The following is an 11775-nucleotide window of genomic DNA, read 5'->3' on the forward strand; positions in this document are numbered from 1 at the left end:
CCCCACGGGGGAAGAGGGCCGGGTCTCACTCGTCGGTAAGGGCATCCGCTGCGCACAGGTTCGATTTGCTCCGGCGAGCTGGGGCGACGTGAGCTCGGTGCCTCACGGCTGCCCCCTTGGGGACGGTCAGGGGACATGGAGGGGACACAAGGACTCGCACAGATCTGCAAACATCGAGCAAGACCAACGGCACGCACCCCATCTGACCAGCGAGAACGTCAAGGATCAGGGTAGAAATGCAAAGGCCGTCGCGATCACCAAAGGACTCATAATCCGTCGGCCGTGGGTTTGAGTCCCACCCGCCCCACTTTGCAGGCCTCTGACCTGCGGAAACGTTCCATCGGGCGTGCAGATTCAGGACTTTGGCTCAACGGACTGAATCCGCTGCTCACGAGTTCAGCGGCGGTTCGGTGGACAGTAGTTGGCGCTTCTCTGACCTGCGCGGTGCGTCGGCTCATGGTCGACACCGGCTCAGTAGGTGGCCCTGCGCCAGGGGAGAGGCGGGGCATTCGGGACGCTGGCAGGACGCAGGGTATGAGGAGGGGCTCAGAAGGCCCATCGATCCGACACCGCTGCGGCCGTTTTGGCGTGAGCGACGAGGTGTCAATGACACAAGCCCGGGATCGTCGCGGGGGCCTGGACCGTTGGGTTGAGTCCGCGATCGGTTGGAGGCGCACGGGCTGCAAACGGCCCGAAGGGACAATCTGCTCGCCTGGAGACGGCTTTGAGACAGGGCAGGCGCATATCGACCCCCGGACTCTTTCCGCCCAACTGCTGCTGCATCTGCACGCGGGGCCGATGCAGCTCTACCGTTACGTGGACGCCAAGGAGGAGCTCCTCGGCCTAATGGCCGACGCGGTGTAGCGGAGGTCCGGTCCCTCGGCCAGCATCAGGAGCGCCGCCCTCAGTGGTCGACCTCCTCGGGGCGGTCCGCCACGAGGTCGTGGAGAGGCGCGGGGAACGCGCTAGCGGCCTCGCGGTCCTGCTGGCGGGCCTGGCGGTCGGCCTCTCACGCAGATTTAGCCAGGCGTGATGATCCAGTCCACAATGGAATTGGTGACTACGTGCGACGCGGCGCCCACCTCTGAACGCCTGCATCGAATCGTCGAACGGCACGACACCGAACGAGGAGGACCCCATGTACGTCGTGGTCCAGCACAAGATCTTGAACCCGGAGACGGCGTTTCCCCGTGGCCAGGCCCTTATCGACGGCACCGGAGCGCCCGACGGCACCCGGGTGCTGCAGTTCTACCCGCACGTCGACGGATCTGTCGTGACGTGCCTCTGGGAGACGAAATCCGTGGCAGACGTCCAGGGCTTCGCCGACACAACTCTCGGTGACTCGAGCGTCAACGTGTCCTACGAGGTCGACGCGGAGAAGGCATTCGCCGACCGCCCTGGTGGCCTGAGGCCGAAGTCGGCGCCTGTCACCTAGGTCTTCCGGATCACCTCGCGGACCAGATGAAGATGCCCGCGATGTGCAGGGCGGCGAGATGCGGCACGGCTCGCGGCTCAAGGATTGACGACATAGGAGTACGTCGAGGGCGTGGGCAAGGAACAGGAGGGTGAGAGGAGGCCGCTGGTCACCAATTGACGAGGTGCTGTGCGAGGGGGCCGTCGACAGAACGGTCGCGCTCGATCGTCCCCCGCCTGAGTGGGGAATGCCTCACTGAGGGTCGGGCGCGAGGAACGGCGCGAGGGCTCCCAGGGCCTGGAGAACCTGGTCAGCGGTCGGTGTGCTGGCGGGGTCGAGGAGCCATTGGAGCATCAGGCCCTCGCTCAAGGCGATGAGTATCGAGGCCATAACCTCAGCCGGCACAGGAAGGTCCAGGCCTGCTTCGGTGCAGGACCAGGTGATGAGTGCTGCGCCGGACTGGCGGGTCTCGGCCAGGTGGGCGGCGAGCTGGGTGCGAAGTTGGACCGAGCGTAGTGCCGCTGGGAAGGCTTCGACGCAGCCGATGATGGCCGGGCGCATCTCGTCGAACGCGTCGATCATCGCGGTGAGTGCCAGTTTCAGCTGGTCTCGCGGGTGGGCTGCCGGGGCTGCGGACAGTGCCTGTTCCACCCGCTGGGTCCAGGTTCGGAAGCACTCGGCCAGCGCGGCGTTGAGCAGTGCCTCCTTGCCTCCGAAGTGGTAGCCGATGGACGCAAGATGCGTTCCGGAAGCAGTGGCCAAGTCACGGGCGGTCGTGTGGGCATAGCCCTTTTCCTGCAGGCACGCCACGGCTGCGGTGAGCAGCCTTTCGCGGGGACTCTCGGAGGACTGTTGCATGTCCACGATCCTATGCTAGTCATATGTACGTCCGTCATTGACGCACGTACATATACGGAGATCCGATGCCCGCGCTGCCTCCCGGCTCAGCGATGCCCAGCCCGTTCCAAGTCATCCGACTCGTCCGTGATCCGATGCGTTTCTTCGAGGGCCGGCGACGCCGGTACGGTCCGGTATTCCGTGCCCCGGTCTTCCGGATCGGCTGGTTCAGCCCGCCGAAGGAGGTGTTCGTCGCGACCGCCGAGCTGGCCGAACGCGTCTATGCCACTGACGCCGGTGGCGGACGTGCCGGCGAAACACGGCGTGACTTCATGGCCCCCGCGGTCGGCGAGCACTCCCTGCTGAGCCTGGACCACGAACCCTGGCAGCGGCACCGCAAACTGCTCACGCCGCCGCTACGCGCCAAGGCGATCGCCGGGTACCGCGACGAGATCGCCAGGATCGCGGCGCAGAACATCAGCCGATGGCCGATGGGCCAGCCATTTCCCCTGCGTGACCGTATGCAGGAAATCACCCTGGAGGTGATCATGCGGCTGGTGTTCGGCATCACCGACACCGAACGGCTGGACCGGCTACGCCCGCTACTGCCCACGCTTGCCGACCCCGGCAGCCCTTACACACTGATGCTGATGCCGACGGCCGCACGCGATCGCGCCCTCGGCTCCCGGCTGCTTCGGCGGATCCCGTTCCTGCCCACCACCCGATTTCTCGCCGCTCGCGACGCCGTGGATGAACTCTTGTACGAGGAGATAGCCCGCCGCCGTGCCGAGCCGCAGGACAACGCCACTGACGTGCTGTCACGGCTGCTGGCAGCCCGGGACGACGACAGCCGACCGATGACCGACCAAGAGCTTCGCGATGAGCTGATCACCATGCTCGAGGCCGGGCACGAGACCACCGCGACGGGCCTGTCCTGGACATTCGAGCGCCTCCTGCGCAACCCGCAGGTGCTCGACAAGCTCCGCGCCGAACTCGACAAAGGCCAGGAGACCTACCTGGATGCGGTGGTGAAAGAGGGACTGCGTACCCGTCCCGTCGTGTATTCGGCACTCCGCCTCCTGGACGCTCCCCTCGAGCTTGGCGGATACGAGGTGCCTACGGGCTGGGCCGTCGGCCCAGCCATCCCCCTCATCCACCATGACCCGGTCGCCTTCCCCGAACCCTACGAATTCCGTCCCGAACGATTCCTCGGCGACGGAGCCACCGCGGCCAACAAGTCATGGATGCCCTTCGGCGGCGGCCGCCGCTACTGCGTCGGCGCCCAGCTCGCCCTCCTGGAAATGCGCGTGATCATCCGACAGATCATCGACCGTATGGACCTGACCGCCGAAGACCCCCAACCGGAACGGCCGCAAATCAGGCACGTCACCCTCGTGCCGTCCCGACTGACCACCGTCACAGCACAACCACGCGCCACCACCACGACAGGAACGGAGAACCGATAGGCGACCCCCAAACCGGCCTCATCCTGGACGACAACGACCGCAGCATCGGCTCGGGTCTGGACCGGGCTCTCGGACCAGATGGAATTCCTCGCGCAGCTGGGGCTCCTGCCCGACATGCCGTCCTGACTCTGCCGTCCCTCTGCACGACGGGAGGCCAAGCCAGGTCAGGGGACTGGCGTCTGGTGGATGGCCGGACCTGCACCGTAGCCGCCTGCGCTCGCAACGGTGTCCAGGCGCCATGGCGATCCTGGATCCGTGCGCTGCGCGGACTCGGCGACGACAAAGGCGTACGTCGCGGCAGTCCCGTCCCCGGGAACGGGGCCGAGGTAGGTGTGGCCGGTCAGGTGGGACCAGGCGGCCAGGTCCAACGGGGCGGCCGGATCGGTGGCCTTCACATGCACGACGGTGCCCGGCGGTGCGCCGTCGATCTCGCTGCGGAGGCGCAGAAAGAGGGTGACGCATAGCAGGCCCGAGCCGTCGACGACCAGGGGCGGGCCTGGACGGACGGAGGCGGTCATGCGAGACCTTCGCGGGCAGCGGTGATCAGGGCTTCGGCGGCGCGGTCGATGTCGTGCGCCGTGGTCCAGCGGCCGATCGACAGCCGTAGAGCGCCCAGGCTGCGGGCGTCGTCCAGGCCCATCGCGTGCAGGACGGGTGAGGGGGTGTGGGTGCCGCTGTGACAGGCTGAGCCGGTGGAGGCGGCGATCTCCGGTACAGCGGCGAGGAGTTCGTGGCCTCGGACGCCGTCGATGCTGATGTTGAGGGTGTTGGGCAGACGCGGTTCCACGGGGCCGTTGAGGTGCACCCGGCCCGGCAGCGCCTCGACCAGGCTGGCGTGGAGGCGGTCGCGCAGCCCAGCGACGCGTTCGGGGCCGCCGCTTGCCAGGTCCGCGGCGGCGAGGTGTGCGGCGGTGCCAAGCGCGACGGCGAGCGCCACGTTCTCGGTGCCCGCGCGCAGGCCGTGCTCCTGGCCGCCGCCGTAGAGCAGCGGTTCGAGCGTGACGCCGTGGCGTACGTACAGGGCGCTGACGCCTTTGGGCGTGTACATCTTGTGCCCGACGACCGTCAGCAGGTCGACGCCCAAGTGCCTCACGTCCAGCGGGATTTTTCCGGTCGCCTGGGCGGCGTCGCAGTGGAAAAGCGCACCGTGGGCGCGGGTGATGCGGGCCAGGTCGGAGATTGGCTGGAGGGCGCCGGTCTCGTTGTTGGCGGCCATGATTGAGACGACGACCGTGCTCGGCGTGAGGCCGGAGGCCAGAGCGGCCGGGTCGACCAGGCCGTCGCTGTCAACTGGCAGGTACGTCACCTCAATTCCGTGCAGGCGCTCCAGCGCGCGGCAGGTCTCCAGCACGGCCGGGTGCTCGGTGACCTGCGTGATCACATGCGGGCGGTCAACCTTCGCCGCCAGGACGGCACCGCGCAGGGCGAGGTTGTTCCCTTCCGAGCCGGGGCCGGTGAACACGATCTCGCCCGTCTCCGCGCCGATGAGCTCGGCCACCTGAGTGCGGGCGCGGTGGAGGGCCGCCTTCGGCTCTGCCGCATAGGCGTGGTCGCTGGAGGGGTTGCCGAACCAGTCCGCCAGGTACGGCCGCATCGCTTCGACCACCCGCGGGTCGACTGGGGTGGTGGAGTTGTAGTCGAGGTATATGGGCCCGCCGGCCAGGCCCGGGTGAGCGGGGATCACGCGGCACTCTCCGTCTCCACGGGCAGCTCGGCCAGCCGCCACTCCAGCATCCCGTCGGTGAGCCGCACCGCCCTGCGTCCGCTCTCACGGAGCAGACGTACCGCGTCGTAGGCCAGCACGCAGTAGGCGCCCCGGCAGTAGGTCACCACCTCGGTCTCCTCGGGCAACTCGGCGATGCGGTCGGCGAGTTCCTCGACCGGGATGGAGCGCGCGCCGGGGATGTGCCCGGCCGCGTACTCCTCGGCCGGACGCACATCGAGGATGACGACCTCGCCTGCCGCCGTGCGGGCGAGCAGGTCTTCCCGGTCCACCTCGGCCGCGTCGTCCGTGCCGAGGTAGGCGGTGCGGGCGGGTTCGACGGCGGTCTGATGGGCTTGGGCGACCTGGCGCAGCAGAGCATAGAGGGCGGCGACGTCGTCTCCGGCCAGCCGGTAGTGGATGCGTACGCCGTCACGGCGGGTGGCCACCAGTCCGGCCTGCTTGAGGGTCTGCAGGTGCGCCGAGGCGGTGGTCAGGTTCAGCCCCGCGGTCTTGGCGAGCGCATCGACGGTGCGTTCGCCCTGGGCCAGCAGATCGAGCAGTTCCAGGCGCTTTCCACTGCTCAGCGCCTTGCCGGTGCGCGCGAATGCGTCGTACAGCGCGGCTTTGCGTGCGGGGTCTCCCATGGCATCCTCCATCGTTCCATGGAATATTGTAGCTAAGGGTGGGTGCTGAAGCGACCTGCACCTGCCGTGACACCTGGAGGATCCGATGGGCTTCGCCGACGACCACTTGATGCCGCTGGTCGATGAGGGGCTGGGCAACAGCGCCTATCTCGTCGACCTCGGCGACGGACGGGCCCTTGCCGTGGACGCGAGCCGAGATCTGCGTGCCCTGCGGACGGCTGCCGGGCGGCGCGGGCTCACGGTTGCCTTCGCCGCCGACACCCACCTGCACGCCGATTTCCTGTCCGGTGCGGTGCAGCTGGCCGCCGACGACGGCGCGGCCGTACTCGCCTCCGCCGCCGGGAACCGCGCCTTCGAGCACACCGCGCTCGCCGACGGCGACGAGACCGACCTCGGCGGACTGACCCTGCGGGCCCTGGCCACGCCCGGCCACACCGACGAGCACCTGTCCTTCCTGCTCCTGGACGGGGCACGCGAGCTCGGAGTCTTCACCGGCGGTTCGCTGATCGTCGGCTCGGCGGCCCGGACGGACTTGCTCGGCGCCGAACGAGCGGAAGAGCTGGCCCGGGCCCAGTACCGCTCGCTCCAGCGCCTCGCCGAGCTGCCGGACGCGACCGCGGTGTGGCCGACGCACGGCGCCGGGTCCTTCTGCTCCGCCCCGCCCGGCGCGGAACGCACCACCACCATCGCCGCGCAGAAGCAGGCCAACCTGCTGCTGGCCGCGCCCAACGAGGACGCCTTCGTACGGGAGTTGCTCGGCAGTCTCGGCTCCTACCCGACCTACTTCGACCGCCTGGGCGAGATCAACCGGCGCGGGCCCACGGTGATCGGCTCCGCGCCCACGCTCGCCGCACTCACGACGGCCGAGACACGCCAACTGCTGGGCCAGGGCGCACAGCTCGTCGACGTACGCCCTGTCGCGGACTTCGCCGCCGGCCACATCCCCGGCGCCATCTCCATCCCGTTGCGGGACCAGTTCGCCACCTGGCTGGGCTGGTTGCTCCCCGACGACGTCCCGCTCGTCTTCGTCACCGCCCCAGGACCGGACCCCGCCGAACTCACCTGGCAGTCCCTGAAGATCGGATACGAGCAGCTGGCCGGGCACCTCGACGGCGGCATGGCCGCCTGGACCGCCGACGGCGGACCGCAGCAGACCATCGCGCTGGTCACCGCCGACCGGATCGGCGAGCGTCCCGTCCTCGACGTACGCCAGCGCGCCGAACACACCACCGGCCACATCGCCGACGCGGTCCACATCGAACTCGGCGACCTCACCGCACGCGCCGATGAAGCGCCGGACGGCGCGGTGGTCCACTGCGGGCACGGCGAACGCGCCATGACCGCCGCCAGCCTCCTGCAGCGTGCCGGGCACCGGAATCTCGCCGTCCTCGACGGCGGTCCTGCCGAATGGTCCAAGGCCACCGGCCACCCCGTGGAGGAGACGGCGTGACCGTCCCGACCGCCACCGACGGCATACGTCTCGGACTGCGTGCCAATCTGGCTCAGTTCAGCCTGCTCGTCGCCATCAACGCCCTGGTCGGCGGGATGCTCGGCCAGGAGCGCACGGTCCTGCCGCTGCTGGCTGACGATGTCTTCCACCTGTCCGCTTACACCTCCGCGCTGACCTACATCCTGGCCTTCGGCGCCACCAAGGCCGTCACCAACTTCTTCGCCGGCACCTGGTCCGACCGCTACGGCCGCAAACCAGTACTGATCGCCGGGTGGCTGATCGCCCTGCCGATACCCGCCATGCTCGCCTGGGGGCCGACCTGGGGCTGGATCATCGCCGCCAACATCCTGCTCGGCGTCAACCAGGGTCTGACCTGGTCCACCACGGTCATCATGAAGATCGACCTGGTCGGCCCGGAACGGCGTGGGCTGGCCATGGGTTTCAACGAGGCCGCTGGCTATGTGGCGGTCGCCGCCACCGCCATGGCCACCGGCGCGATAGCCGATCACGCCGGACTGCGCCCCGAGCCGTTCCTGCTGGGTGCCGCTTACGTCGTCCTGGCCCTGGGCCTGTCCACCCTGGCGGTGCGCGAGACCCGCGACCACGCCCGCTTCGAAGCCGCCCGCCACGTCACCCCTGTCGGCAGCGAGCACGACGGGGAACTGACCACCGGCCAGATCGCGCGCCTCACCAGCCTGAGCGACAAGGCGCTGTCCGCCGCCAGCCAGGCCGGCATGGTCAACAACCTGAACGACGCCCTCGCCTGGGGCATCTTCCCCCTGCTCTTCGCCGCCCACGGACTGTCCATCGCCCAGATCGGCATCCTCGCCGCCCTCTACCCCGCCGTCTGGGGCGCCGGGCAGATGCTCACCGGCTGGTGGTCCGACCACATCGGCCGCAAACACCTGATCACCGCCGGGATGCTGCTGCAGGCCGCCGCCATCGCCCTCGTCGGCGCCGGGACAACGTTCGGCGTCTGGGCCACCGCCCAAGTCCTCCTCGGCATCGGCACCGCCCTCGTCTACCCCACCCTGCTCGCCGTCATCGGCGACGTCGCCCACCCCGCCTGGCGCGCCCGCGCCGTCGGCGTCTACCGCCTGTGGCGCGACGGCGGCTTCGCCGTCGGAGCCCTTCTTGCCGGAGTGCTCGCCGACGCCTACAGCCTCACCACCGCAGTCTGGGCCATCGCCGCCCTCACCGCAGCCTCCGGCCTTCTCGTCGCGGTACGCATGTACGAGACCCACCCCCGCACGTGACACCAGGGGCGCGCCAACCACCGGTACGGCCGACTGGCCGCATGTTTGCAGCGGCAAGGCTTGTGCACTGACGTAGGGGCATGCCCTGTCGAGTCGCTCCCCGTCGACGTAGATCGACCACCTGCCGCTCGGGTCGCGATGCCACACCCCTCTGCGCGTTGGAAGGGGACTCCGCTGCGCGGAGGTTCGAGCCCCCTTTTCCGAGCTGGCGCGATCGGTCCTGTGCCCTTCGATTCCGTCCAACTGGGACGCGGTCAGGACGCGTTCGGGACACGAGGACAGGAACAGACCGACAAAGACGAAGCAGTAGCGACAGGGCTCGCCCCATCTGACCTGCGAAAACGTCGTGGATCGGCATAGATCGACGAAGGCCGCCAAGATCCCCAAAGGACTCATAATCCGTCGGCCGTGGGTTCGAGTCCCACCCGCCCCACACCTGTAGCGCCCTGACCTGCGGAAACGTTCCCTCTGGGGTCAGGGACACGAGCTTGCGCTCAACGGAGAGAATCCGCTGCTCAGGAGTTTGCTGCGTGGCATGTCCTCGACGGCTGAGAAGTCTCTGACCTGCGGTGAAGGAACCAGCGTCAACGGGGTGGGGCGCCTTCTGCAGAGCAAGACGTGGCGATGTGGGGACGCTGTTGGGGACACGACGAAATCGTTGGGCAGTGAAGGTGGCCCATTGGACTTCGATGAGCGCGGGTTGAGTGGCGCGGTACGAGGACCGGCGGGAACTGTTCGACGACCGTGTCCGTAATATCCGTCGCCTGGTATCGGTGGCTGTGGAACCTGTATAACCGGCCGCCTTGATGCGTGGCGGTGTGTGCCGCGCTGTTCGGCGCAGGCGCCGCCGACCGTGCCAGCGGCTCGTACGCCACCGTCACCGCATGGCAGAAGGACTCCTCCGGCTGGAAGGCGCAGTTCTCCACGAGCGCCGGACGCGTCGGCTCGGTTCACACGCCGGTGTCGGCGGGCGGTGAGCGTCACCTTCGCCTCCGGGGCGACGCCGTGTAGACCGGGTCTTCAAGGCGGCCAGGTCGGCGATGGCCTGCTTGGCCGCGGACGCCGGCGTGTCACCGCTCTCGCAGTCGCCGAGCAGGGAGATCCCGAGGAATAGCTGTTGGGCCCATCGGCGTGGGCCCCGAGTACGGACCGGTCCACGCCGCCCACACGGCCCTCCGAAGACCCGTGCCGCACTCGTCGACGAAGCTGTAGCCGATGTCGCTCCAGCTGTTCGTCTGCACGTGGAAGGGACTGGTTGGTGGGCTCGTCGTGGGCGCCGAGGTCGGAGTCCCGGCGGATTGGTCCATCGGCCTCGGTCGGTTCCGCGCCCCGGGCGGACCTGGTCGGGTTGGTGGACGGAGCGGCTCCTCGCGCGCACTGTACGAACCAGTCGGCTCCTCGGTGAGAGAGGCTGCGAAGCAGGGCTGCGTCACCCCAGGCCGTCGCCGGGAGGCAGCTCGCCAGTGCACGTGGCACGCCCGAACTCGCCCATGGCGGTGGCGCGCTGGACGTGCTTGCCGCGGATCGCCAGCGTGCACGACGCCTGTCCGCCCTTCCCGTCGAGGACGATGGCGACGGTCGGAGCCTTGCCGAGGGGCACCTGAACCGACTTCCTCCACGGAGGGGTGACGGCCTTCTCGACCGTGGCCGTACCGGCCTCGCTGCGGGCGAGATATGAGATCTCGGCGGTCCCCGTCCCCGTGACCTCGTACGTCACCTCGGCCGTCGGCACGGCGCGCGGCTTCGGCTGCTCGTCGGTGTTGAGGATGCCGTAGCCGACGAGCCCGAAGCAGGCGAGCAGGGCGGTGCCGGCGATCAGCAACCCCCGCCGGTCCGGGGAGCCCCCCGTGCTCTCGTGTTCGTTCTCCTCCCGCACTGCGTTTTCCGCAAGTTCATTGGACGACATGAGAGAGCCCGGCTTTCGGTTGGTTGGCAGATGAACCGGGTGGTTATACACCACGCCTCCGGCCGAGTGCGAGCGAACGGAAGAATCGGGCGAACCGTACCCCCTTCGGCTCATCAATTGTCCTTTATGTCGCCAGGGTTGACCGGGCCTCGCAAGAGTGGTTAGAAAGCCCGCTGCAATGCTCGTGATCTTGTGGTTCATATCTTCCGCGCGATCACTCTGCATTGCTCCAAGCTGGGCGGAAACCTCCGCACCAGCTCGTTCGGCGTGCCCATTTCGCGTGCAGCGATGCGGGTGCGTCGATGCGAAAGGGCATAGAAGGTGAAAGTTCCGTACGGGAGATATATCTCCTGTCTGGTGGTGTCGGCGGTGGCGGGAACGCTGCTGCCGCAGGTCGCTTATGCGGCCCCTGTGTCGTCGTCGAATGACGGCGGTAAGGGGATCGTCGACACCGTCAAGGGCTGGTTCTCCGACGACGACGAGGAGGCGGACAAGCCGCCGGTCGGGGGGAAGCTGGAGATACCCAGCCGCCAGAAGCTGCCGAAGGGCGAGAAGCTTCCGAAGGCCAAGCGGGTCAAGGAGCTGACCGAGCGGCGCACATCGCAGGCGCGGTTCTTCGAGCTGTCGGACGGCCGGGTGGAGGCGGAGCTGTCGGCCGTTCCGGTCTCGTACAAGTCCGGGAAGTCCTGGAAGCCGATCGACACCGCGGTGCGGTCGACGACGGCGAAGGGCTTCGACTTCGCAAACACGGCCAACACCGGCCGGAGCTGGTTCGGTTCTGATCCGGGCAAGCTGCTGCGTTTTGAGTCCGCGGGCGGCGGGGCCATCAGCCTGGGCCTGACGGGCGCGGTCGGGAACACCCTCAAGCCGCAGGCCGGTGGCGACACCGTCACGTACAAGGGCGCTGTTTCGGGCGCCGATCTGCAGTACACGGTGGGCCGGGGACAGGTGAAGGAGAACATCGTCCTGGCCGAACGCTCGGCCGGTCCGGTGTCGTTCACCTTCACGCTGAATGCCGAGGGTCTGACGCCGAAGGCGCGCAAGGACGGCTCGGTCGCCTTCTACGGTGAGGCGCCGGGCACTCCGGTGATGGTGAT

Annotated in this window: 10 protein-coding genes; 5 read left to right on the plus strand and 5 right to left on the minus strand. The window is 68.4% G+C overall.

What is annotated here, in order from left to right:
- The first annotated feature begins 1138 nt into the window (after positions 1-1138).
- Entirely contained in the window at positions 1139-1435 is a 297-nt protein-coding gene (locus OOK40_RS23515) for a hypothetical protein (RefSeq protein WP_266485352.1), read from the plus strand.
- Positions 1436-1666: 231 nt separating this feature from the next.
- Here the strand turns inward: OOK40_RS23515 and OOK40_RS23520 are convergent, their stop codons facing one another.
- Positions 1667-2272 carry a TetR/AcrR family transcriptional regulator gene (locus tag OOK40_RS23520; RefSeq protein WP_266486562.1) on the minus strand — a complete coding sequence of 202 codons (606 nt, stop codon included), beginning with the start codon at positions 2270-2272 and terminating at the stop codon, positions 1667-1669.
- Between the two features lie 65 nt (positions 2273-2337).
- Between OOK40_RS23520 and OOK40_RS23525 the strand changes: the two genes are divergently transcribed.
- Complete coding sequence (locus OOK40_RS23525; RefSeq protein ID WP_266485355.1) at positions 2338-3717, plus strand: cytochrome P450; 1380 nt, start codon at positions 2338-2340, stop codon at positions 3715-3717.
- A gap of 164 nt (positions 3718-3881) precedes the next feature.
- Here the strand turns inward: OOK40_RS23525 and OOK40_RS23530 are convergent, their stop codons facing one another.
- Genes OOK40_RS23530 through OOK40_RS23540 form a run of 3 tightly spaced genes read right to left on the minus strand, consistent with a single transcriptional unit; the run spans position 3882 to position 6066 of the window.
- Positions 3882-4235, minus strand: coding sequence for a sulfurtransferase TusA family protein (locus OOK40_RS23530; RefSeq protein WP_266485358.1), 354 nt, complete (start codon positions 4233-4235; stop codon positions 3882-3884).
- Positions 4232-5401, minus strand: a complete 1170-nt coding sequence (locus OOK40_RS23535; RefSeq protein WP_266485360.1) for a cysteine desulfurase family protein — start codon at positions 5399-5401, stop codon at positions 4232-4234. Before OOK40_RS23535 ends, OOK40_RS23530 begins: the two co-directional genes overlap by 4 nt.
- Positions 5398-6066: a metalloregulator ArsR/SmtB family transcription factor gene (locus OOK40_RS23540; protein ID WP_266485362.1), complete on the minus strand. Its 669-nt coding sequence runs from the start codon at positions 6064-6066 to the stop codon at positions 5398-5400. Before OOK40_RS23540 ends, OOK40_RS23535 begins: the two co-directional genes overlap by 4 nt.
- Positions 6067-6151: 85 nt before the next feature.
- Here OOK40_RS23540 and OOK40_RS23545 point away from each other — a divergent pair, with 85 nt between their 5' ends.
- From OOK40_RS23545 to OOK40_RS23555, 3 genes are all read left to right on the plus strand, one after another.
- A complete protein-coding gene (locus OOK40_RS23545; protein ID WP_266485364.1) occupies positions 6152-7516 on the plus strand; it encodes a rhodanese-like domain-containing protein in 1365 nt (454 codons plus the stop codon).
- The gene (locus OOK40_RS23550) at positions 7513-8772 is read left to right on the plus strand and encodes an MFS transporter (protein ID WP_266485367.1); all 1260 of its coding nucleotides are present in this window, start codon (positions 7513-7515) and stop codon (positions 8770-8772) included. The genes OOK40_RS23545 and OOK40_RS23550 overlap by 4 nt, the downstream gene beginning before the upstream one ends.
- Positions 8773-9582: 810 nt before the next feature.
- Positions 9583-9783: a hypothetical protein gene (locus OOK40_RS23555; protein ID WP_266485375.1), complete on the plus strand. Its 201-nt coding sequence runs from the start codon at positions 9583-9585 to the stop codon at positions 9781-9783.
- A 418-nt stretch (positions 9784-10201) separates the two neighbouring features.
- Here OOK40_RS23555 and OOK40_RS23560 read toward each other — a convergent pair whose 3' ends face one another.
- Positions 10202-10648, minus strand: a complete 447-nt coding sequence (locus OOK40_RS23560) for a hypothetical protein (protein WP_266485377.1) — start codon at positions 10646-10648, stop codon at positions 10202-10204.
- Positions 10649-11775: the final 1127 nt, after the last annotated feature.

The sequence above is a fragment of the Streptomyces sp. NBC_01481 genome, assembly GCF_026339995.1.
In the GTDB taxonomy this organism is placed as follows: domain Bacteria; phylum Actinomycetota; class Actinomycetes; order Streptomycetales; family Streptomycetaceae; genus Streptomyces.

Excerpts from the sequence above, each read along its gene's own strand:
- OOK40_RS23545 (WP_266485364.1), top strand. The coding sequence starts at position 6,152 with ATGGGCTTCGCCGACGACCACTTGATGCCGCTGGTCGATGAGGGGCTG.
- OOK40_RS23525 (WP_266485355.1), top strand. The coding sequence starts at position 2,338 with ATGCCCGCGCTGCCTCCCGGCTCAGCGATGCCCAGCCCGTTCCAAGTC.
- OOK40_RS23520 (WP_266486562.1), bottom strand. The coding sequence starts at position 2,272 with ATGCAACAGTCCTCCGAGAGTCCCCGCGAAAGGCTGCTCACCGCAGCC.
- OOK40_RS23540 (WP_266485362.1), bottom strand. The coding sequence starts at position 6,066 with ATGGGAGACCCCGCACGCAAAGCCGCGCTGTACGACGCATTCGCGCGC.
- OOK40_RS23515 (WP_266485352.1), top strand. The coding sequence starts at position 1,139 with ATGTACGTCGTGGTCCAGCACAAGATCTTGAACCCGGAGACGGCGTTT.
- OOK40_RS23530 (WP_266485358.1), bottom strand. The coding sequence starts at position 4,235 with ATGACCGCCTCCGTCCGTCCAGGCCCGCCCCTGGTCGTCGACGGCTCG.